Genomic DNA, 23,175 nt, shown 5'->3' with positions numbered 1-23,175 from the left:
CGAGGCATAGATCACCGAAAAATGCTGATATTCTAAATCAGCCCGATCTCCATCAGCAATTGTTAACGCACCCTAGGTCAAAATTATCAAGCCTGCTCAGCTGTGAAAATTGAGCCGGTGTAATTATGGATTCGGTCACACTCACACGCCCCGCCTCATTCAACTGAGGATCAGCACTGGACGCGCTAATAACGTTTTGGAAGCTATCCAAAACAGTCCAGTCAAGCAGCATCTCTCGCGTCAAACCATCTTCTTCGGCATTAACTGCACGGTCTATCAGCAAACGTGTTGCATCAATCAACTCCGCTGCTTCGCGAAGCGTCAAGTCGTTTTTGAGCAGTAGAGTATCTGGGTCAAGAGTATAATTCGCAGGCATTTCAGATGTATTAAGCGCCTGCTCCAAACGATAAGGCACTATCGTGTTGCCCAACACAAAGTTATCCAGCGTGTTTAAATCTGCAAACTGGTCAGGCCTAATGGTGTCGTTGGTTACCATGACACGTGTGGCACCCAATACCGCTGGGCGCTCAAGACCACCTGTCACCAATACATCTTCTACACGTGCGCGAATAGCCCACGTATATATATCTTCAAGCGCGATGGGGGCACTATCAGCATCGTAGTCACCTTCCAGAATTTGCTGCACAAGCACCAAGCGGTCAGCTGCCACCGTTAGCCCGAGATTACCGGACGCAAAGGGCTGGTCCGGATTAAGCAAATACTGAGAGGGTAATTCGTTATTTTGTGACAGCGTAACGGCTTGCTGTAACGTCAAATAGGGTAGGTCGGCACGGGTTTCAATAGTGTCGGATAGACTGCTATCAGGATTTTGCGCATCACGCTGTGCATCGCGCAGCGGGTTACGCACACCTTCACGATAGGCCTCTACATTCAGATTTTCACCCGCCGCATCAATGGCATCCAGCGCCTGCGTCACTTGGCCTGCAATTGTCGGCAAACCCAGTAAATCGGCCATTTCCTGATTACTGAGTGGCGCATCGACATCATCAGCCTCATTAAACGCCTCAGCCAGCAGAGACAGAGCATCCTCATTACTGATACCTGCCGTCGCAGCCATGGCCAACAAACTCGAAACCTTGACACCGGCAATAAGCAAGTCTGCGTTCGGCGACGACTCAGCCAGTGGGTCAGTGTTCACCAGGTCAATACGCTGGTCGAGTCCTAACGCCGTTTTAATAGCCGTTTGGGCGTCCGCATCATTCAAATTAAACTGCTGAGCCAGTTGTACCATCATAGTGGTGAGCGGTGTAATGACGGTCGCCCCCTCAGGTGCCCGCAGCTCACCGACAAAAGGCAGACCGGTCGAGATATCGACCCCGCCAGTCGCGGTCAAGATACCGCTGCCCTGCAAGCCCTCAAAAAAGCCTTCTCGATTGGTCGTCACACTATTAGCGTCAAGCGCTCGTGTAACGGTAGCGCCTGAAATATAGCCATCAATGACATAACCGCTCACCGTTACAGGCGGCTCTGGCGTTGGTTCTGGCTCTGGTTCTGGTGCTGGCTCAGGTGCTGGCGAGCTGCCACCGCCGCCACCACCGCCTGCAGCCGCCGCACCTACCGCAATGGCACCACCACCGATATAAAGCCATGGCGGGATATCGGCAAACGAGCTGACCGGCGCACTGTTCGAGCCAGTGGTCCCCGCCGCGGCAGCGGCGCCCGATGGTGCCGACGTAAACGAGGCGCTGGGCACGAACAGTAAATTACCGAAGTCTTCTCCAGCGGCGATGCCTTGCTGCAAGGCATCGCTGGGGCTGATCAACAACAGGTCACCCTGCTCGACCACCGCCCAGCGTGGCACCACGACCTGCGACCCATCGGCCATCGTCACCAGAGCGTTCCCGTCAGGCAGCAGCTCCCAGGTTTGCACATCCGGTAGCTGACTGAGCGGCACCAGAAGACCGCTGTCATTACCGAGCTGCTGCATGAGAGCGTCCACATCGACCACGACGCGCCCGTTGGCCAGCGCCACGTCCGCCGCCATCAAGTCGATACGCTGGCCGCTGTTCATCATCAGCGTCAGGCTACCGTTGGGCTGGCGAATGACTTCTGACACTCCTTGCAGGTCATTCACTGGCACCATTTTATCGGCCAAGGCCTGCTGGGCGAGCAAGGGCAGGACGAGCGTGGCGGCCATGCCACCTTGCTTGAGAGTCTTCTGGTTCTTTTCCATCCAGCGGCGCACGAAGGCCACGCGCTCATGGGGATCTGCCGGTACTTCAATGCGCGATACGTCGCTGCGGGTGTCGGCAAGTGCTTGCCAAGCGCCCTGAGCCTCTACGCTGCTGACCCTGACACCATTGAGCAAATGACCGTTCACAACGCCGGGCTGTGTCGACTTGAGAATATCGGCTGATGACATCGCCATTGAGCACATCTCCACTGAAGGTTCGCAAGCGCTCATGGCGAATGCGTTTTCTAATTAGTTAGGCGACCGTCGCCCCGGCAGCCTCACGGAAAGGCGCCATTCAAATGGGGTCAAGTATTTCATAAAGAAGTAGGAAAGAAACCTGAAAAAAGAGGGGGTAATGCCCTATTTAAGAGCATTCATTGACTTCAAACCGCAAATGCAGTGCTGAGGGCTCCCCCGGAGTCTTGCGCAGGTTTGCCATATCTACCCTGTGCGCTTGGGTGACCGTGCCATGGCAACCAGACGGCAGTCAGCAGAAGTCAGCCCTCTCGTCCATACACGACACTCATTTGGCGGTTTCATCCTTTCACGCAATGTCGTCACGTAAGGAATTAGAGTCCACTGATAAAACCGTTAATCGAGCCGCTACGCTGCGAAACCAAACAGCTACTTCCTCGGTTTTACACCACCGCGACGCCCTAGGCCAAAGCCAACGCGGTATAAGTCAGGCATATCAATGCGGCCGTCCTTGCGTTCTTCGAACACCCCCAAGGTTAGCAAATCCTCTCGTAACCCTGGCCATCCTCTTTCCACATGCTGCGGAGGGAGCCGCCCCCCCATATTAGCTTCTTGCATTCCTCCGGGATAAGTTTCCTCCCAGCGTTGCTGGATGGACTCAAACGCAATCGGCACTGTTAAGCCTTGCAATGGGGTGAGAACCGCCTTAACCCAAGGATAATCCTCAGCAAATTCATTAACACGGATTTCGGAGGCCTTCTGCACCCCACGCTTGATACTTTCAAAATGCAAAGCATGCTGATGATCCGGATAGCGATCCAAGGTGTCTTCCGCCGCTTGGCGAATTGCTGCAATAAAGGAGCGCGGCGAGGTTCTCCCCTGCCCATCCGCCAGATGCCCCACCGTCCAAATATAGGGCACGCCTCTACGTCGGTCTTTACCCATCCAAGGGCCAGCCAATGCATCAAACAGGGCGCGTTGCGCGGGGCTCTCTCGCTTAATCTCATCGCCAGGAAAAAAGTGACTATTGTCTTTGCGTGGCTCGTTCCCTAAGGTCCTGGTGTAAATATTCCGAAGAACTTCACCGTATTCGCCTGGCCCATTCAGGAGGTATTGCCACAGAAGCCCATGCAAATCATGCCGTGCCCACGACAACTCAGCCCTGGTTGCCTGGAGTTTAGAAGCATCTGGAAAGTCCGTTACGGTGCGTTCAAGCTGATCTTCACGCAAGAAAATCTTGGCAGAGAGATGAGGATAAGGTTTTAACCAAAGTGCTACACGTAACAAGTCACGCACGATTTGGTCCATGACATGCCAGTCATTGCTTAGCCTGTCCAAGGCATCGAACAAAATGATGCCATCCCTTTTCTCCCCCCCTATTTTGTCACTGGCCAAGATCATGAACCGTGAAACTTTTTCCGGGTTATTCTTGACCCACTCAACACTTTCATCCCAGCTCTCATGAGGGATCGTTTCTTCAATGAAATCTGCAACCCACCGCATAATCACAGCACGCCAAACGGTATAAGGATCACTTCCCAGTTGCATCAAGCGCGCAAAAGTTTCTGCATCGGGGTAATGGTTGGGCTCGGGGCTTTCCGCAAAGCCTATACGGATTTCTGCCCGGTCAAGCTGCGGTATGGAAGAGCCAAGACGTTGGCGTAGCACCTGATCATGAAGTGCCGCGGTCCAAACTGATTTACCCACACCGCGGGTTCCCACTACCAGCTGACACTCTGGCCTCAGAGCCTTGAGATGGGTCGGCGGTACATATAGATGCTCCAGTGGTGGAGCACTGCCATTGTATGATGTCTCTAGTGGGAGCGCCTGTAATATGGCTTCTCGAATCGTGCCTAGTGAGGTCATTGTATGTCTCCCGAGAAGTCATTTAATCCATCAACCAATGTTCCGTAAATGGATCTTACCTCCTGACGATCTATTTGTTCCAAGCGGGTATGTAAAGACGTCAGCGCTGCAAAACCACGGTGCCATTTGATTGGCCAAGGATAGTGCGGAGCCACTTCATCACTGTCGTCAAAGTTCCATAATTCATCAGTAGTCGCTCCGGGTGGAACTTCATCGTAAAGAGCATCAGAGAACAGATCCCAGCTACGCTCTTTTAAATTCGCGAAATACTCAATCGCACTGGTTTCTGGAATCATGGCCCCCACCAGTTGCAAGCGTTCACGGATGTCTCGCACCACATCGGCCTGATGCCAATAGCTGAACAAAATTCGATAGCCGGACCAGGTTTGCTCCCCGTCAATAGCAAACAAAAGGACCAGACCGGCTCCGAGGTCGGTGACACAACTAGACGCCACCTCATCAATGCCTGAGCGGGAGTCTATCAAGATGATATCAGGCTGCCAGCGTTGCTCCAGCTGGTCCAGCAAGCGACTCAGTCGTTGTGACCAGCGCTCTTGTTTGCCCTGCTCATTTATTTTTGGCATCCAGACCCGGCCAAGCTTGGCGATATAGTCCCCCGGAGCACTACCATGGGCAGGGACCACATAAATCTCGCCATCATGAGCCAGCTCGCTGGTGGCCACCATGTCCTCAAACACGGCCCCACCATTATTGACAAGGTCTTCTACCAACCAATCGGTAATACCGTAAGCTGGCCGCTTATCAGCAGGCAACAAACCGGATGAAAGCCCCGGAGACTCCAAGTCCAGATCCAGTACCAACACCCGCTTGCCAGATTCAGCCAGCGACCAAGCCGACGCAGCCAGTGAGGTTGAACGACCTACTCCTCCTTTGATGGAAAAGAACACGACGCGAGGCACACCATCGGAAACGGGGGCAATGCTGGCCCAACGTCCTTCGCTTGCCAAGCGGTCAACCACAATAACGCCCTCAAACCCTTCCAGCGTAAATCCCGGCACGTCAGTCAGCACAGAGGTCATGTCATCCTCAAGCAGAATCATCTGCTCTGCCGGGAAGGCATGTGCACCGAGCCGCTCTGCTAACTCCTTTACGATTGAGCGGCATCCAGCCCACGTCTCCGTTTCACGCTCAACATTGGCGGACACAATCAGTCTCACGCGCCCGTTGAGATCCCGGTTTATAACGACCGGTTGGATACGGGCAATCAGCGCGGCGTGAGGAGCCAGCACCGTCTTCACGACCGGCAGGATTTGGTCAAAAGTCATCATATCAAGCCCTCTTGTTGAGCTCTCCGGATCCGTTGCCGTACCTGCTCAGCACCGCTTCGGTGAGGCTCGACATGTGCCTGATCAAAGTGACTTTGATTTGCGTAGCGTTGCGAGACCTCCCAATCTTGAAAGGGGTTATCTGCAGACAGGCCATAGCAGGCCCCCTGATGATGGCCGCTACGATAGGCCTCGTAGCGAGTCCAAATACCGTCGGCATGTCTCCGGTCTTGTCCTTGCTCCGGCCTGTTTTTATCGGTATCGAATTCCATACCAAATGCCAGCATAAGCCGTTTCAACCCACATTCGGCAGCCATACCAAACAGGTGGTCAGCATTTGCCCAGCGTCCGGCCTCAAATAGCTGCTCGGCGTCCTGCCAGTGGCGGTTGTGTGCATCCAGGAAATCGCTTTGCATCCTGCCTCCCTAAATATGGCTGCTCTCGTTCTCTCAAATTCTTGAGACGCGCACCAAGCCCTTCGGCGTCAGTGCGCCCCATTCCTTCTGAAATTTGTCTTGCCATAAATACTTGCACTTCAACAGAAAACGGGCAAATCACCATAAAGCCCAACGGGTCTAAGTGGAGCCACGAAATCGCATCTTGCAGTTTCACCTCGACCAGCTAGCGCTTCCTTACATTCATCATATCGCAGGTAAAAGAGCTAGATGTAGTGGCCAGTCAAGACTAGATAGTCACTCAAAGTCTCCTTCTGCCCCAACGGCAGCGATGCCAACATTACGCGAGCAGGGAAGAGCACTACACCATGACCATGCGTTATGCACACCTGTCGCCCGACCATTTGGCCGATGCCATCAAGTACGCGCCGCACATTCCGATGGACACAAAGTGGACAACCGAAGGAAAAGAGGACTAGAAAAACGAGGCATTCAGAGACGAAAAAAGGGGCCTAAGCCCCTGATTCTAAATATGGTGCCGGTAGCCAGACTCGAACTGGCACACCCGTAAAGGCGGCGGATTTTGAATCCGCTGCGTCTACCAATTCCGCCATACCGGCAATGGAGGCGAATTATACAGACACTATTCCTCGCGTCAATAAAAGCATGTGGTTATCAGCTAGATCCGTAAAAATTCATGCACCGGGCGACAGCCGTTTTTCAATCAGTCTTGAAAATAGGCTGGCCCCAATCGGCAGAATATCGTCGCCGAGTACGAAGGCCGGGTTATGCACCGGGATATTGCCGCTGTGGCCCACCCAGCAGTAGGCACCAGGGACAACCTTGAGCATGTCGGCGAAGTCTTCGCTGCCCATCAATGGTTTGTTATCAGTGCTGACATTCTCATGCCCGACCACTTCGCGGGCAGCCTCAGCGAGTAGCTCTGTCTGCAGGGGTGCGTTATCCAGCACGCTGAACACATCGCGAATCTCTATATTGATATCAACTTCATAGCTTGCCGCCATGCCAGCGACCAGCGTGCGCATACGCTCACGGGTTTGCTCGCGCACGCTGTCGGAAAAGGTTCTTACGGTGCCGGCAAGGGTGACCGTCTGAGGAATAACATTATAGGCCGACCCAGAGTGCACCTGAGTGATCGAGAGCACTACGGGGTCGTGGGGGTTGATATTACGGCTGACGATGCTTTGCAGCGCCTGAATCAAAGCGCCACTGACTATCACAGGGTCGCGGGAGTAGTGTGGCATCGCCCCGTGGCTGCCGCGCCCAGTTACGGTGATATCAAAGAAATCGGCACCTGCCATGGCGGGGCCAGGGCACAGCGCGACTTCGCCTGGGCCATGCAAAGGTGAGTTGTGAAGCCCATAGATTTCATCGCAGGGGAAGCGCTCAAAAAGCCCTTCTGCAATCATGCGTCGAGCGCCCCCCAACCCCTCTTCCGCTGGCTGAAAAATTAGCACGACAGTGCCAGCGAAGTTACGGGTTTCGGCAAGATAGCGGGCGGTACCCAGCAGCATGGTGGTATGCCCGTCATGGCCACATCCGTGGAAGCGTCCAGGTGTTTGTGAGCTAAACGAGAGACCACTCTCTTCCTCCATGGGCAGTGCATCCATATCGGCGCGTAGCCCGATGCGCTTACCCTGGCCAAGGCGACCGTGGATCAAGCCAACCACCCCGGTGGTGGCGATCCCGGTGTGAATTTCATCGACGCCGTACTCTTTCAGCAGGCCCGCGACGATGGAAGAGGTTCGCTGCTCTTCAAAGCCAATTTCGGGGTGGGCGTGTAGATCATGGCGGATAGCGCGTAGCTCATCGCCGTACTCTTCTATGCGAGCAATCGTAGTCATCTTGTTCTCCGTTGGGGATGACAAATCATCATTCTTAGGGTGTCTCAACTGGGCTGAGCAATGGTTTGAGCGGTGCACCGGCGGCAAAATCCCAGCTACGTCCCGGTGCGGCTTCCATTAGTTGCCGTGTGTATTCAGCCTTGGGCTGGGCAAGCACCTGGGCCGCTGGACCATATTCGATTAGTCGGCCACGCTGCATCACCAGCACGTCGTCGCAAATTTGCGCGGCCACGCGCAGATCGTGGGTAATAAACAGCACGGCAATCCCCAGCCGAAGTTGGATCTCATTAAGCAGCTTGAGTACCTGGGCTTGCACCGAAACATCCAGCGCGGAGACTGCCTCATCGGCGACGATTACCTCGGGCTCCATGGCCAATGCCCGGGCGATAGCGATACGCTGGCGCTGGCCACCCGAAAACTGGTGAGGGTAGCGGTCAATGGCATCAACCGGTAGGCCTACCAGTTCGAGCAGTTCACGCCCGCGAGCCAGCGCCTCTCGGCGTGGTGTACCGTAGTTGGTCGGCCCTTCGATCAGGCTCTGCCCCACCGTCATACGCGGGTTAAGCGAACGATTGGGATCCTGGAAGATCATCTGAATGCGCTTGCGGTGCGGCTTGAGCATCGATTTAGGCAGCTCAGTAATCTGCTTACCGCTGACCCTGATATTGCCGCCTGTTGGGGTAATAAGTCGCATCACACAGCGCGCCAGCGTCGACTTTCCAGACCCCGATTCCCCGACGATACCTAACGTTCGCCCACGTTTGAGCACAAAGCTGACATCATCCACGGCGCGGGTCGGCGCGACGGGCTTACGCAACCAACGCATCAGACCCTGGTTAGCGTTGAACACTTTCTCAAGCGACTGCACTTCCAGCACCGTTTTATTGCTGGTGGCCTCCCGCGGCGGGCGTGGTAGCAGACTAGGCACTGCGGCAAGCAGGCGTTGGGTGTAAGCCTCTTGAGGGTTACCCAGCACCTGGTCAACAGGGCCACTTTCCACCAGCTGGCCATGATGCATGACGCATACCCGGTCAGCGATATCCACCACCACGCCCATATCGTGAGTGATAAATAGCACCGCGGTGCCATGCTCGCGCTGGAGCTGTTTAATCAGCGCCAAAATCTGATGCTGAGTTGTCACATCTAAGGCGGTGGTAGGTTCGTCAGCAATCAGCAATTGAGGCTTAAGTAGCAACGCCATGGCAATCATGATGCGCTGGCGCTGGCCGCCCGAGAGCTGATGAGGGTAGCTTGTATAGATACGTTCAACGTCGGGAAGGTGGACTTGTTCAAACACCTCAAGCACTCGGGCTCGGCGCTGCGGGGCTGTTTGTGAGGTGTGCTGGCACAGCACTTCGTCCAGCTGGCGGCCTACGCTTAACACCGGGTTAAGTGCGGTCATCGGCTCCTGAAAGATCATCGCCATATGCCGCCCGCGCAGGGCTAGTAACTGGGCCGGTGTGGCGGCGAGCACATCCTCCCCGGCAAGCCGAATCTGCCCACTGCGCGCGACCAGCGCTCCGGGGGGCAGCAGTCCCATTGTGGCAAGCGAGGTGACCGATTTACCCGAACCGCTCTCCCCCACCAGGCACAGCGTCTCGCCAGCGCTAATGGCGAATGAGATAGCGTCCAGAATACGCGTAGGCTTATGCCCAGCGGTTTCGACAACCAGGTTTTCAACCTCAAGTATCGGGGTGTCCGCCATCATGACATCCTCCGTTTCATCTTCGGATCGAGTGCATCGCGTGCACTATCGCCGAGCAGATTAATCGATAGAATGCAGGCCGATAGCAGCAGCCCGGCCCAGAAGATCAGCGAAGGCTTAAGCTGAAAGTAAACCCGCCCTTCGGACATGATATTGCCCCATGAAGGTGTTTCAGTGCCGATCCCCGCGCCAAGAAAGGAGAGAATAGCTTCGGTAAGAATGGCAGAAGCACAGATATAGGTGCCCTGCACGATCAGCGGGGCCAGGGTACTCGGCATCAAGTGACGCCACAGCAGCTTCGGTGTGGAGGTGCCCATCAATATCGCAGCCTCCACAAATGCCTCTTCGCGAGTTGCCAGTACCCTCGAGCGGACCAGACGCACCACTTGGGGGATCTCGGGAACCATAATCGCGATCATCACTGTCCATAGGGAGGCGCTGGTGAGCGAGACAATGGCAATCGCCAGCAGGATGCCGGGGATTGCCATCAATCCATCCATGATGCGCATCAATATCGCGTCAAGGGTACGGAAGTAACCCGCCAACAAGCCTAGCGGTAAGCCTATAGCCACACTTGTCACGGCCACTCCTAGCCCGACAGTTAGCGACACGCGGGCGCCATAGACAATCCGTGAGTAGAGATCGCGTCCATAAGGGTCGGTGCCGAGCCAAAACTCACTCCCCATGGGCTTCAGGCGGTTAGCGGGCGATAGCGCCAGCGGGTCATGATTCGCTAGCCAAGGTGCAAACAGGGCGACAGCTACGATCAAGATCAGCACAAGGCCAGCGGCCAGGGTAACTCCCTGCGGGCGAGTCTGGCTTAGCCGCGACAGTAGGCGGCTAACGCCGCGCCCTTCGGGGGCGACGGTAAAGTGGGAGTGCGAGGCATGCATCAGTAGCGAATCCTCGGGTCGGTGATCGCGTAGGAGAGATCGATCAGTAGATTGATAATCACGTAGAGCCCGGCAGTGAGCAGAATCAACGCCTGGATCACCGGGTAGTCGCGGGCCAGTACAGCGTCCACTATCAGCCGCCCTAGGCCAGGAATATTGAACACACTCTCGGTGACCACGACCCCAGAAATCATCAGGGCAAAGCCGGTACCAATCACGGTTAGAATCGGTACCGCCGCATTACGCAAGGCATGGCGAAAGAGCACCGCACGCTCGGCAAGCCCTTTGGCGCGGGCGGTACGGATATAATCCTCGTCAAGAACTTCAAGCATACTGGCGCGGGTCATACGCGTGATAAGCGCGATATAGATCGAAGAGAGCGTTAGCGCTGGCAGCACGATGCGACTGGCAAAAGGGGCAATTCCCTCGCTAAGACTTCGAAAGCCCTGCACCGGCAGCCAGCCCAGCTCAAGGGCAAACAGCTGAATCAATAAATAGCCAATCACGAATACCGGCACCGAAAACCCCACCACCGAGGCCGACATCACCAGGTTGTCGAGAAAGCGCCCATGGCGCCAAGCGGCAATGACCCCTAGCGGAACAGAGATAACCACGGTAAACAGTATCGCTACCACCGCCAAACTGACGGTTGGCTCTAGGCGCTGCCCGATCATTGTTAATACTGGTGTCTGGGAAATCAGCGATGTCCCGAAATTGCCGCGTACCAACTCTCCAAGCCAAACAAAGAACTGGATATGCAGCGGCTGATCAAGCCCTAATGCCGCCCGAATATTGGCGAGTTGAGCGGGGCTTGCCATATCCCCAGCAATAATGGCTGCCGGATCTCCTGGCGAGAGACGCAGCAGTAGGAAGACAAACAGCGCTACCACCAACATAACGGGGATCGAGGCTAAAATACGGCGAATGAAGTAAGCGAACATGCGGTGCCTGCTATAGGTTGTGGATAGGCATGGTCGAATAACAAGGCCAGTGCGCAGGTTCACTAGCGAACGTAATGTCCCTCGCGCACTGGCAAAACCTTATTCGCTCTTAGTCAGATTCCAGAACACGGGCACAGGCCCTTTGAGCACACCGTCGAGCTGGTTGGACCAGGAGGAGACCGAGCGATAATCGCCTAGAGGCACATAGATAACCTGTTCAAGCGCATGGACTTGTATCGCCTCTGCAATACGCTCTCGCTCTTCGTCACTCTCAGCCATGGCGAAATCCAGGCGCATGGCTTCCAGCTCTTCATCCTTGGGCCAGCCGAAGAAACTACCCTCTCGCCCTTGGGCGTTGAGCATCGGGTTGACGATAGGATTCCACACTTCCGGGATAATCCAGTTGGTGAAGAACATGTTCCAACCTCCATCCGCTGGATCATTCTGGCTGGCACGTCGCGTCACCAGCGTCTGCCAGTCCATCGGCTGCATTTCGACATTAAAACCGGCCTGACGCAGTGCTTGAGCAGCCACCACCGGCTGGGGAGAGACCGTTGCCACATCAGTAGGCTGTAGCATGACTACCGGGGTGCCGTCATAACCCGCCTCTTCCAGTAGCTCGCGAGCCCGATCAAGATCGCCAGTGGCCATCCAGGTATCGGTGCCAGCATCACTGCCTAACGGCGTCGTGCAACCAAAGAAAGAGCCACATGCTTCGTAGTAATCAGCATTGCCAACCAAGGCCGCAAGCACATCCTCTTGATTCATCGCCAGCATCGCCGCCTGGCGAATACGCACATCGTCAAAGGGCGGATAGAGGAAGTTCATCCGCCCCATGGTTTGGCTGCCCATCTCGCTGAGTGTCTCAAGGATTAGGTCGTCATTGGTTTCAAGCAGCGGCGCCAGATCAAGCGGCACCTGCTCAATGAAATCGATATCTCCACTGCCCAAGGCGTTAATAGCCGTTTGTTGGTCGGGCATGGTGATCCACTCGACGCGGTCAACATTGACCACCTTGCCGCCCGCCGTCCAACTTGGCGGCTCATCACGGGGCACGTACTCCTCGAACTTGGTATATACAACCCGATTACCAGGCTGGAACTCGTCAGCAACAAAACGGAAAGGGCCAGAACCGATCTGCTCAGGAATTGCCTCTTCAGGACTTGTGCTCGCCAGGCGCTCGGGCATCATGAATGCGGGAACAGAGGAAGGCTTGGCAAGCAGCTCGAGTACATAGCTAAACGGCGAAGATAAGGTCAGGGTGATGGTGCGTTCGTCGCTGGCTTCAAGCGATTCGACATGGTTCATCAACATCAAACCACCGGAGTCGCGTTTTGCCCAGCGCTCAAGAGAGGCAACACAGTCGGCAGCGGTGACCGCCTCGCCATCGTGCCAGGTAAGTCCGTCGCGCAGCGTGAAGGTATAGACCAAGCCGTCATCAGAGATTTCCCAGTCAGCCATCTGAGGCTGTGGCTGGAACTCTTCATTCATGCCGAGCAGGGTATCGAACACCATATAACCGTGATTACGGGTGATATGCGCCGTGGTTAGGATTGGATCAATGATCCGCACCCCTGAATGCATAACTGCGTTGACGGTTTGCGCCTGGGTCTCGGCAACAAATGACATTGCACCAAAACTGAGCAGCGTCGCACTAAGCAGGCTCCGAACCATGCCAGGAGACGATTTAATCACTACTGTAGATTGCATCGTGATACCTCTTTTTTCTTGGTGATAGAACTACTCTGAGTGGCCAACCAAATTAGATTGCGAAGCCTCATCAGGAGGAACAAAAGGCTCTCCCATGGGACGAGTTCGGATACCCGGCTCCAGGTACCGCCAAGGCAGCTCGCCGGGGTCAGCCGCCATTGGGCCAGGCGATTTGGCGATCAAAATAGCCGCGGCGATCGGCTGAAAATCGGCACGAAAATGTACCGAGCTTTTGAGCACTAAAATCTTCTTTACCTCAGGCTCAATACCCACCATGCGTAGCAGGTTGCGATCTAGTAGTTGGCTCTTACGACTGGTCACTAAGATCGCCACGCCGCCTACTTTTAACTGCGCACTGGGGCCAAGATCGACCTGATTGCCGTGCATCATTGGGCCGTCGAAACGACAGCGGCCATCGCTCAGGCGCACCACCTCGAACTCGGCTTCCAGTGGTGCATCGCCAACACTTGGTTCTCCACCCAACGCAAGCAAAATCCGTGCCCCCTCACCCACGGCATGTGCTTTTGCAGCCGCCGCCGGGTCACAAATCAACCCTAAGGCGGCGTCTTGGGCATCCGCTTCCACCAGCGCACGCAACATACCGGTGGTGGTTGCATCGCCCCCGGCACCCGGGTTGTCCTGGGTATCAGCAATAACCACTGGTCGGTTTTCACCATTAGCAAGCCGCATTGCTTCAGCAACGGCCTCTTTAGGCGTCAGAAAAGGGACTTGCCAGCGCGCTTCAAGAGTGACGATCTCGTCAGCAAGCCGCGCTACGTCAGCCTCTAGCCGCTCACGGTCGGCCCCATACCCCCAAACGACTGGGCCGCATTCAGCAAAGTCCGCTGCGGGAAAGCCGGCAGCGAATGAACACACGCCGTTACTGCGCTGGTCATGTTCGCTAAGCCCGTGATAGACACTCTGAGCTGGTTCAAGAAAGGTACTGCCAGCGGAAATAGGAATAAGGAAAGGAATGCGCCGCGACGAGAGATGTAACGTCTCGCCATCGAAGATGCGTTTGAGCAGCGCCATGGTGCGGGCGCCCGTTTCAGCCATATCCACATGTGGATAAGTGCGGAAGGCCACTAAGCCAGATGCCGCTTCAAGCATGCGCTGGGTAACATTGGCGTGCAGGTCAAGACTAGCCACTATCGGTAGTTCACTGCCCACGATCTCACGCAGTCTAGCCAACAGTTCACCCTCGCCATCAGCGAGATGTTCGCAAACCATTGCGCCGTGTAGGTCGAGATAAATAGCGTCAAAAGTATCAGACGAAGCAGCGAGGGTTATTTCACCGGCAATACGCTCAAAAGCATCTTTAGTGACATGCGCCGAAGGGCTTGCTGCGGCCCATATCACGGGTAACAATTGATGCCCCTCGGCTAAGGCTGCCGTGATAAATCCACCAATCGGTATATTTACCTTTTCGAGCTCAAGTAAAGCTTCATCCCGACATAGCGCGGGAAAACCTCCCCCTTGAACAAAACTCTCGTAGACAGCTTTGGTAGGCGCGAAAGTATTGGTTTCATGCTGAAAACCCGCGATCAGAATTTTCATCCCTTCTCCTAGACTTAAGTATATGACGCAGTGCAGCAGTCACATATTTTTCACTCTAGGCGTGGCATAGACAGACAAGCAATGACCGATGCATTATGAAACTGTTGCCCTTTGAGCAACACTGCTTCCCAACCACCGGTACTTGGCATGTCATCTCACGCACCGTTGAATAATGAAGGGTTTAATTCGCGTCGAATGCGCTACGCCTTTGAGGCGATGACGCAGGGTTCTATTCGTCGCGCGGCGGACAAACTGGATATCGAAGCTTCCGTTATCAGCCGTCAAATCGCACGCCTGGAAGCGGAGCTGGGGGTAAGGCTGTTGGAGCGGCATGGGCGAGGTGTACGCGCTACAGAAGCGGGGGAGTTACTGCTTGATTTTCATCGAGAGCGCCAAGCCGCTGAATCTGCACTGCTCAGTGATTTTTCCGAGCTCGACAACCTCAGCCGAGGATCGCTTCGATTAGCAATTAGCGAGGGCTACAGCGCCACGCTTATGAGCGAAGTGGTCAATCATTTTTCCCAGCAACACCCAAAACTGCACTTTGAAGTGACCCACGCGAGCGTAAACCAGGTCGTCACGCGGGTTATGGAAGGTGATGCGCATATAGGGCTGGCCTACTCTCCACGCCTTTTACCTGGTGTTCAATCAATAGCCTCGGCTCGCCAACCGGTATGCGCAGTAATGCACCCTGACCACCCCCTGAATCAGCTGCCCTCCCCCCTCTCACTGGATGATATTCTCCAATATCCACTGGGGTTAATATCCAAGGGATACGGTCTGCGTCAATTAGTCGACACCGTGGAAATAATCGATAAACGCCACTTCACCCCAAGCCTAGTCAGCAACTCGCTAGCAACCCTCAAACAGTACGTAAGCGCTGGGCACGCAGTAACTTTTATGCCGGCGGTGGCACTCAAACATGAACTTGCACGGAGCCAGCTTGTAGCGCTACCTATCGCCCATCAGGTGTTTATCGAGGCCGAATCACACCTCATCGTGCGTCAGCATCGCCCCCTATCGCTCGCAGCCTCTCGATTAATCAAAGAAATCTGTCGGATTTACCCCTTTTCCACCACCTCAATATAAACCTATGAGTGATACGCCTGACTTCAAACAAGTAGTCGAGTATCCTGTATGGACTTTTTTTCCGGGTATAATGCTCGGCTCTCTTCACTCTCCTAGCGAAATGTCTCCATCTCCATGCAACGCTCCGATTTTCATTACGAACTACCCGACGAGTTAATTGCTCGTTACCCTTCTGAGCAGCGTAGCGACTGCCGTTTGCTGTGCGTGGATGGCCAGAGCGGTGCGTTGGAACATCGCCGCTTCCCTGATTTGCTCGAGCTTTTGGAACCGGGCGACCTGCTGGTGTTTAACGACACCCGCGTAATTCCGGCGCGCCTGCATGGTCATAAGGCCAGCGGCGGCAAGGTGGAGATGCTGCTTGAGCGCCCACTGGATGCCCACCGTGGCTTGGCGCATATCCGCTCGAGTAAATCGCCGAAACCCGGCACCGAGCTGATTTTCGAAGGCGATGTTCACGCCATCGTAGAAGGCCGTCGTGATGCGCTATTCGAGCTGCGCTTTTTGGGCGATACGCCAATGATCGCGCTGCTTGAAAAGCACGGCCATATGCCGCTGCCGCCCTACATTACCCGCGAAGACGAACTCAGCGACCGTGAGCGCTACCAGACCGTGTATGCCCGGCGTGACGGCGCAGTGGCGGCACCAACAGCGGGTCTGCATTTTGATCAGCCGCTGCTGGACGCCCTTGCCGATAAAGGCATTAACCGCGCCTTTGTGACGCTGCACGTGGGCGCAGGCACCTTTCAGCCCGTGCGCGTCGACAATATCCTCGAACACCACATGCACAGCGAGTGGATCGAGGTCACCGAAGCCACCTGCCAGCAGGTGCGTGATACCCAGGCGGCCGGCAAGCGCGTGGTGGCGGTAGGCACCACCAGCGTGCGCTGCCTGGAGAGTGCCTGCATGAAAAGCAGCGACGGCGAGATCGCCCCGTTCAGCGGCGATACCGATATCTTTATCTACCCTGGCTACCAGTGGCGCTGTGTCGATGCACTGATCACCAACTTTCACCTGCCCGAGTCGACGCTGCTGATGCTGGTGTCGTCCTTTGCAGGCTATGACCACATCATGCACGCCTACCGTACGGCGGTAGAAGAGCGCTACGCCTTTTTCAGCTATGGCGATGCCATGCTGCTCACCCGCTAGCGCTGTGCCACCCGATAGATCAACGAGCGATTGTGATGCGAAACGAATGCTTTATGCGCTTTGAGCGCCTTGCGGAAGACGGCCGTGCGCGCCGGGGCCGCCTTCACTTCCCACGGGGCACGGTAGAAACGCCAGCCTTCATGCCAGTGGGTACCTACGGCACCGTCAAGGGCATGACGCCTGAGTCGGTGAAAGAGATCGGCGCGGAAATCATCCTGGGCAACACCTTCCACCTCTGGCTGCGCCCGGGCACCGATGTCATCGAAGCCCACGGCGACTTGCACGACTTCGCCCAGTGGGACAAGCCGATCCTCACCGACTCAGGCGGCTTTCAGGTCTTCTCGCTGGGCGAGATGCGCAAAATCACCGAGCAGGGCGTGCACTTCCGCTCGCCGGTGGACGGCAGCAAAGTGTTCATGGGACCGGAAGAGTCCATGGCCGTGCAGCGCTCGCTGGGCTCTGACGTGGTGATGATCTTCGATGAGTGCACCCCCTACCCGGCCACTTTCGAAGAGGCCGAGAAGTCGATGGAGCTGTCGCTGCGCTGGGCCAAGCGCTCACGCACGGCTCACGGTGACTCGCCTTCGGCGCTGTTCGGCATCATTCAGGGCGGCATGTACCCTGAATTGCGCGAACGCTCACTCAAAGGGCTGCTAGATATTGGTTTTGATGGGCTGGCGATTGGCGGCCTGTCAGTAGGTGAACCTAAAGAGGAAATGATTAAAGTCCTCGACTACCTGCCTACCTGGATGCCCGATGAGAAACCGCGCTATTTAATGGGCGTTGGTAAGCCAGAAGATTTGGTTGAAGGCGTGCGTCGGGGGGTGGATATGTTCGACTGTGTGATGCCGACCCGCAATGCGCGTAACGGGCACCTGTTCACCTCGGACGGCATCGTCAAGATCCGCAATGCCAAGCACCGTTTCGACACGCGTCCACTGGATGAAGAGTGCGACTGCTACACCTGCCAGCATTTTTCCCGTGGCTACCTGCACCACCTGGACCGCTGCAACGAAATGCTCGGTTCGATGCTCAACACCATCCATAACTTGCGCTACTACCAGCGCGTCATGGCTGATTTGCGCGCAGCAATCGAAGCGGGTACATTGACGACCTTTGTGGAAGGCTTCTATGCACGGCGCGGCTTGCCGGTGCCTCCCCTTGCGGGACCTGAAACCTGATAACTAACCGCCATCGGCCATACTGAGTGGCGTCAACCGGTTCACCCATTGTTCTAACTCAGGAGTTCTCTGCAATGCTGGATTTCTTCATCTCACCAGCCCATGCCCAGGAAGCCGCCGCTGGCGGTGGTATTGCGCAAATCGTCATGCTCGTCGGCTTTGTGCTGATTTTCTACTTCCTGCTGTGGCGCCCCCAGGCAAAACGTGCCAAGCAGCACCGTCAGCTGGTCTCCAGCCTGGCCAAGGGTGATGAAGTGGTCATCGGTGGTGGCCTGGTAGGCCGCGTGACCAAAGTCAGCGATGAGTTCCTGACCCTAGAAGTATCGGAAGGTACCGAAGTCAACGTGCAGAAGAATGCCGTGGCTGCCGTACTGCCCAAGGGCACCATTAAGTCCATCTAACGCTCGCACCTCCCCCTGCCGACTCCGTGCCAGCCACCCCGGCAGGGGTGACATGGTAGCGTCGATGGTGAACGTTGCTGTGCACAACTTGTCTGTGCACAGCGATTCCGTTTGTAATTGAAGGCAGGGCTTGCATGCTCAACCGTTACCCCCTGTGGAAGTATCTGCTGATACTGGTCGTCCTGGTGGTTGGCCTTATCTATTCGCTTCCCAATCTATTTCCCGCCGATCCCGCCATTCAGGTGAGCGATGCCCAAGGCAACATGCTCGATGAGCGGCAAATCAATCGCGTCGAACAAGCGCTGACCGACAACGACATTGCCATCAAGGCCGTGGAAGAGGTCGACGGGCAGTGGTTGATTCGTTTGCAGAGCAACGATGACCAGCTGAATGCGCGTGATATCGCGGCCGACGTGCTGGGTAGCGGTGCCACCGTTGCCTTGAACCTGGCGGAAGCCACGCCCGGTTGGCTGCAGGCCTTCTCCGCCACACCCATGACGCTGGGTCTGGACCTGCGCGGCGGCGTTCACTTCCTGCTGGAAGTCGATATGGAAGCGGCCCTGACCCAGCGCCTGGAAGTCAATGCCAGCGCCATTCGTGAACTGCTGCGTGGCGAGCGTATCCGCTACCGCAATACGGAGATCGCCGAGCGTTCGCTGTCCATCGATTTTGCCAGCAGCGAAGATCGCGACGCAGCTCGCCGATTGATCAGCCGCGACTTCCCCAACTTCGATTACAGCAACCAGGGCGATGGCCGAGCCTCCCGTCTGGTCATGTCACTCAGCGACGCAACGGTCAGCGAGATTCAGGACTATGCGGTCAACCAGAACCTGACCACCCTGCGTAACCGTGTCGACGAGCTGGGCGTAGCCGAGCCAATGGTACAGCGCCAGGGCCCCAGCCAGATCGTGGTCGAGCTGCCCGGCATTCAGGACACGGTGGCGGCCAAGCGCATCGTCGGCGCCACGGCCAACCTGGAGTTCCGTCTGGAAGCGCGTAACGACACGCCCGACATGGAAACCGAGCGCTTCGACTTCCGTAACGACAGCGGCCGTTCTGCGGACCTGATGCGGGACGTGATCATTACCGGTGACAGCGTTTCCAGCGCCAGCCACAGCTTCGATGAAAATGGCCGCCCACAGGTCAACATCAACCTGGATGGCACCGGCGGTACATTGATGAACCGCGCCACGCGCACCAACATCGGGCGCAACATGGCGGTGCTGTTCATCGAGCACAAGAGCGAAGACCGCGTCGAGACCGACCCGGAGACTGGCGAGCAGACCATCATTCGCGAGCCCTACACGGAGCGCGGCTTGATCAGCCTGGCGACCATCCAGAGCGCACTGGGCAACAGCTTCCGCATTACCGGGCTCGACTCGCCCACCGAAGCTGCCGAACTGGCCCTGCTGCTGCGCTCAGGCTCTCTGGCTGCGCCCATCTACTTCGTGCAGGAACGTACCATCGGCCCAAGCCTGGGTCAGGAGAACATCGAGCGCGGCCTGCTCTCGGTTCAGATTGGCCTGCTGCTGGTGGTGATGTTCATGCTGATCCGCTACAAGGTGTTCGGCATCTTCGCCAACGTGGCGCTGGCGCTCAACCTGACCCTGCTGATTGCCGTGATGTCGATGCTGGGGGCCACCCTCACCCTGCCGGGCATTGCCGGTATCGTGCTGACCCTGGGTATGGCGGTAGATGCCAACGTACTGATCTTCGAACGTATACGCGAAGAGTTGCGCAACGGTCTGTCGATTCAACAAGCCATTCATGCGGGTTACGAGCGTGCCTTCACCTCGATCGTGGATGCCAATATCACCACCCTGCTGGTGGCCATCATCCTGTTCTCGATTGGTACTGGCCCGGTCAAAGGCTTCGCGGTAACGCTCTCCATCGGTATCCTGACCTCGATGTTCACGGCCCTGCTGGTCACGCGCGCCATGGTCAACCTCACCTATGGCAGCAAGCCCGTCAAGAAGCTCTGGATCTGATCTCGTGAAGCAGACATACGCGCTCCGCACAGAATTGAAGAGGTGGTAATGAAACCCCTATCGCAGCTACGCATCGACTTCATGGGACGACGCAACCTTGCGTTCATCGTCTCGGCGGTGATGCTGATCGTCTCTATCGGTGCTATCGTTGTTCAGCAGCTCAACCTGGGGCTGGACTTCACGGGCGGCACCCTGGTCGAAGTACGTTACGGTGCCGCACCGTCGCTGGATGCCATTCGCCAACTGCTGGAAAACAGCGGTTTTCAGGATGTGTCCGTGCAAACCTTCGGTGCTTCCACCGAAATCCTGATTCGCCTGCAGCAGGCCTTTGACCCCGACATCGGCAGCGAAATCGTCGGGCTGCTGCGCGCCGATGGCGCTGACGTCAATCTGGTGCGCGCGGAGTTCGTGGGTGCTCAGGTAGGTGAGCAACTGCGCGACCAGAGCGGCATGGGCATGCTGGTGGCCCTCGGCGTCGTGATGGTCTACGTGGCCTTGCGCTTTCAGTACAAGTTCGCCGTCGGCGCTCTGCTGGCGCTGATGCACGACGTGATCATCGTGGTGGGTGTCTTCGCGCTGTTCCAGCTCGACTTCAACCTGACGGTACTGGCCGCACTGCTCGCGGTCATCGGTTATTCCCTCAACGATACCATCGTGGTGTACGACCGTATCCGCGAGTCCATTCGCACGTCGCGGATCGACAACATGGGGCAAATCATCAACGAAGCGATCAATGCCACGCTCTCGCGTACGCTGGCAACGTCGGGTACCACCATCCTGGTGCTGCTGGCCTTGCTGCTGCTGGGCGGCGACATGATCGAAAACTTCGCTATCGCTTTGCTGATAGGCGTGGGTGTGGGTACCTTCTCTTCCATCTATATCGCTGGCGCCCTGCTGATTCCGCTCAAGCTTTCTCGGGAAGACCTGATCCCGACCAGGAAAGAAGTGGATGAAGAGGAAGAAGAGCTGCCGTAAGGCACGAATGCTCCCTTCAGAAAAAGGCCTTGCCGCTTACGCGACAAGGCCTTTTTCATATCACCAGGGAACTGACATTACGCTCAGAAATGCGGCGCCAGCTGTTTGATCAGTGCTTTATAAAGGCGCGGACCAGCGGCCATCAGTTGGCCTTCTGCGGTCACGGTGGGCTGGCCGTTGGGCGTGCCCATCAGCGCGCCGGCTTCTTTCAGCAGCAGCGTACCGACCTGCATGTCCTGCTCTTCCAGGCCCAGAACGAACACGCTGTCGACGCGGCCAGCGGCCAGTTCGCAAATGTCCAGCAGGCCAGAGCCCGTGGCGACCAGGGTTTCCACCTGGGGGGCCAGTTGCTGCGTCACGGTCAGGTAGGCAGGCAGATGGCTGGGGCGCAGCCAGGCTTCCGGCAGGCTCATGGCCATGCGGGTACCGGGAATGGCCGTGGGCTTGCTCACGCGCATACGTTTGTCGTTGTGCTGGGCGCCACGGCCACGGCTGGCGATGTATTCGTCATCGCCAAAGGGAGAGACCACCACCGCGTGTTCGGGGCGACCTTTGATCAGACACACCACTGAGAGTGCAAAGCCCTTGCCTGCCACGGCCAGGTTGGAATAGCCATGCAGGGGTTCGATCTTCCAAACGATCTCTTCGCCTTCGCCTTTACCCGCCTGATGGGGGGTATAGCGGCCGGAGAAGCCATGCTGCGGATAGCCGCGCTGCAGTTGCTGAACGATGGTGGCTTCGGCCTTGCGGGCCGTGTCTTCCAGCAGGCGGTCGAGATTGAATTCTTCGTGGGCGTTTTCGATACGCTCACGGACACGCAGAAAATGTTCAACCGCGCTACGCGCAGCGCGCAGCGTAAATTGGACCATTGGATTCATGATCGGGCCTTGTCACAGTGATGTTAAAGAACGGGGCAGGCGCAGGACACCTTAATGGCGGGCAATTCTATCAGAGGCCCCTCGGGCATGCCATCGACTCGTGCTAAACTGCGCCTTTTACGTCGTGAACCGGGCTTATCATGCTTGACCGCATTCGAATCGTTCTTATTGGCACCAGCCATCCTGGCAATATTGGCGGCGTGGCGCGCGCCATGCACAACATGGGCCTGGCGGATCTGGCGCTCGTTGCCCCCCGCTGCGACGTGCTCACCCAGGAGAGCATCTCCCGGGCGTCAGGGGCCGACCATCTGCTCCATCAGGCAACCATTCATGCCACGCTGGAAGATGCCGTGGCCGACTGCACCCTGGCCGTGGGTGCCAGTGCCCGCTCACGTACGCTGCCCTGGCCAATGATCTCCCCCCGAGCGCTGGCCGAGCGGCTGCCCACGGAGTGCCGCCCTGCCAATGCGCGCATCGCGCTGGTGTTTGGGCGCGAGGACAGCGGCTTGACCAATGCCGAGCTGCAGCGCTGCCATGCCCACGTACACATTCCCACCAATGCGGATTTCAGCTCGCTGAACCTGGCGGCGGCGGTACAGGTACTCGCCTACGAGTGTCGCATGGCCTGGCTGACGCAAGCCGATGCGCCCCCCGCTCAAGAGGATGACGAAGAGGCCGCGCTGGCGTCCCACGAAGAGCTGGAGCGGTACTTCGAGCACCTGGAGCGCACGCTGATCGCCATCGAGTTTCATGATCCCGCACAGCCGCGCCAGTTGATGGCACGCCTGCGCCGCCTGTACCTGCGTGCTCGCCCCGAAAAAATGGAGATGAACATTCTGCGCGGCATCCTGTCGGCCACGGAAAAGGCCGCCCAGCCGAACACAACGCCGCGCTGAGAGGCGTTATCGTC

The 23,175-nt window shown here is 56.7% G+C and carries 18 protein-coding genes and 1 tRNA gene; 7 read left to right on the top strand and 12 right to left on the bottom strand.

Features of this window, described 5'->3' with window-relative positions; translation table 11 throughout:
- Nucleotides 1-52: 52 nt before the first annotated feature.
- From CWI66_RS12125 to CWI66_RS12075, 11 genes are all read right to left on the bottom strand, one after another.
- Entirely contained in the window at nt 53-2,389 is a 2,337-nt protein-coding gene (locus CWI66_RS12125; RefSeq protein ID WP_232710887.1) for a hypothetical protein, read from the bottom strand.
- Between the two features lie 429 nt (nt 2,390-2,818).
- Entirely contained in the window at nt 2,819-4,255 is a 1,437-nt protein-coding gene (locus tag CWI66_RS12120) for a hypothetical protein (protein WP_100731814.1), read from the bottom strand.
- Complete coding sequence (locus CWI66_RS12115) at nt 4,252-5,544, bottom strand: tyrosine-protein kinase family protein (RefSeq protein ID WP_100731813.1); 1,293 nt, start codon at nt 5,542-5,544, stop codon at nt 4,252-4,254. Before CWI66_RS12115 ends, CWI66_RS12120 begins: the two co-directional genes overlap by 4 nt.
- Nucleotides 5,541-5,957 carry an SAM-dependent methyltransferase gene (locus CWI66_RS12110; RefSeq protein WP_100731812.1) on the bottom strand — a complete coding sequence of 139 codons (417 nt, stop codon included), beginning with the start codon at nt 5,955-5,957 and terminating at the stop codon, nt 5,541-5,543. Before CWI66_RS12110 ends, CWI66_RS12115 begins: the two co-directional genes overlap by 4 nt.
- 512 nt (nt 5,958-6,469) lie before the next feature.
- Nucleotides 6,470-6,556: transfer RNA gene (locus tag CWI66_RS12105), tRNA-Leu, on the bottom strand.
- 75 nt (nt 6,557-6,631) lie between these two features.
- Nucleotides 6,632-7,801, bottom strand: coding sequence for a M20 aminoacylase family protein (locus CWI66_RS12100; RefSeq protein WP_100731811.1), 1,170 nt, complete (start codon nt 7,799-7,801; stop codon nt 6,632-6,634).
- Nucleotides 7,802-7,835: 34 nt separating this feature from the next.
- Nucleotides 7,836-9,509 (bottom strand): ABC transporter ATP-binding protein, encoded by a 1,674-nt coding sequence (locus CWI66_RS12095; protein ID WP_232710885.1) that lies wholly within the window; start codon nt 9,507-9,509, stop codon nt 7,836-7,838.
- A complete protein-coding gene (locus CWI66_RS12090; protein ID WP_084812742.1) occupies nt 9,506-10,399 on the bottom strand; it encodes an ABC transporter permease in 894 nt (297 codons plus the stop codon). The genes CWI66_RS12095 and CWI66_RS12090 overlap by 4 nt, the downstream gene beginning before the upstream one ends.
- Entirely contained in the window at nt 10,399-11,340 is a 942-nt protein-coding gene (locus tag CWI66_RS12085) for an ABC transporter permease (RefSeq protein WP_058579874.1), read from the bottom strand. Before CWI66_RS12085 ends, CWI66_RS12090 begins: the two co-directional genes overlap by 1 nt.
- A gap of 99 nt (nt 11,341-11,439) precedes the next feature.
- The gene (locus CWI66_RS12080) at nt 11,440-13,050 is read right to left on the bottom strand and encodes an ABC transporter substrate-binding protein (RefSeq protein WP_198517567.1); all 1,611 of its coding nucleotides are present in this window, start codon (nt 13,048-13,050) and stop codon (nt 11,440-11,442) included.
- Between the two features lie 30 nt (nt 13,051-13,080).
- Nucleotides 13,081-14,607: a M81 family metallopeptidase gene (locus tag CWI66_RS12075; RefSeq protein ID WP_100731809.1), complete on the bottom strand. Its 1,527-nt coding sequence runs from the start codon at nt 14,605-14,607 to the stop codon at nt 13,081-13,083.
- A gap of 147 nt (nt 14,608-14,754) precedes the next feature.
- Between CWI66_RS12075 and CWI66_RS12070 the strand changes: the two genes are divergently transcribed.
- The 6 genes from CWI66_RS12070 (at nt 14,755) to secF (ending at nt 21,387) form a co-directional block, all read left to right on the top strand.
- Nucleotides 14,755-15,696: a LysR family transcriptional regulator gene (locus tag CWI66_RS12070; RefSeq protein WP_084812743.1), complete on the top strand. Its 942-nt coding sequence runs from the start codon at nt 14,755-14,757 to the stop codon at nt 15,694-15,696.
- Nucleotides 15,697-15,810: 114 nt separating this feature from the next.
- A complete protein-coding gene (gene queA / locus CWI66_RS12065; RefSeq protein WP_100731808.1) occupies nt 15,811-16,842 on the top strand; it encodes a tRNA preQ1(34) S-adenosylmethionine ribosyltransferase-isomerase QueA in 1,032 nt (343 codons plus the stop codon).
- A gap of 53 nt (nt 16,843-16,895) precedes the next feature.
- The gene (gene tgt / locus CWI66_RS12060) at nt 16,896-18,023 is read left to right on the top strand and encodes a tRNA guanosine(34) transglycosylase Tgt (protein WP_100731807.1); all 1,128 of its coding nucleotides are present in this window, start codon (nt 16,896-16,898) and stop codon (nt 18,021-18,023) included.
- Between the two features lie 74 nt (nt 18,024-18,097).
- Nucleotides 18,098-18,424 carry a preprotein translocase subunit YajC gene (gene yajC / locus CWI66_RS12055; protein WP_016914910.1) on the top strand — a complete coding sequence of 109 codons (327 nt, stop codon included), beginning with the start codon at nt 18,098-18,100 and terminating at the stop codon, nt 18,422-18,424.
- Nucleotides 18,425-18,558: 134 nt separating this feature from the next.
- Nucleotides 18,559-20,412: a protein translocase subunit SecD gene (gene secD, locus CWI66_RS12050; protein WP_016914911.1), complete on the top strand. Its 1,854-nt coding sequence runs from the start codon at nt 18,559-18,561 to the stop codon at nt 20,410-20,412.
- 48 nt (nt 20,413-20,460) lie between these two features.
- Nucleotides 20,461-21,387: a protein translocase subunit SecF gene (gene secF / locus CWI66_RS12045; protein ID WP_100731806.1), complete on the top strand. Its 927-nt coding sequence runs from the start codon at nt 20,461-20,463 to the stop codon at nt 21,385-21,387.
- A gap of 83 nt (nt 21,388-21,470) precedes the next feature.
- Here secF and CWI66_RS12040 read toward each other — a convergent pair whose 3' ends face one another.
- On the bottom strand, nt 21,471-22,265 hold the full coding sequence (locus CWI66_RS12040) for an inositol monophosphatase family protein (protein WP_100731805.1): 795 nt from the start codon (nt 22,263-22,265) through the stop codon (nt 21,471-21,473).
- A gap of 140 nt (nt 22,266-22,405) precedes the next feature.
- On the opposite strand from CWI66_RS12040, the gene trmJ reads away from it, so the two are divergent.
- The gene (gene trmJ, locus CWI66_RS12035; protein WP_100731804.1) at nt 22,406-23,161 is read left to right on the top strand and encodes a tRNA (cytosine(32)/uridine(32)-2'-O)-methyltransferase TrmJ; all 756 of its coding nucleotides are present in this window, start codon (nt 22,406-22,408) and stop codon (nt 23,159-23,161) included.
- The last annotated feature ends 14 nt before the right edge of the window (nt 23,162-23,175 follow it).

This window comes from Halomonas sp. 141 (assembly GCF_002810305.1).
GTDB lineage: Bacteria > Pseudomonadota > Gammaproteobacteria > Pseudomonadales > Halomonadaceae > Vreelandella > Vreelandella stevensii.
The sequence above is the reverse complement of the archived record's forward strand: the minus strand, read 5'-3'. Positions and strand labels throughout refer to the sequence as shown.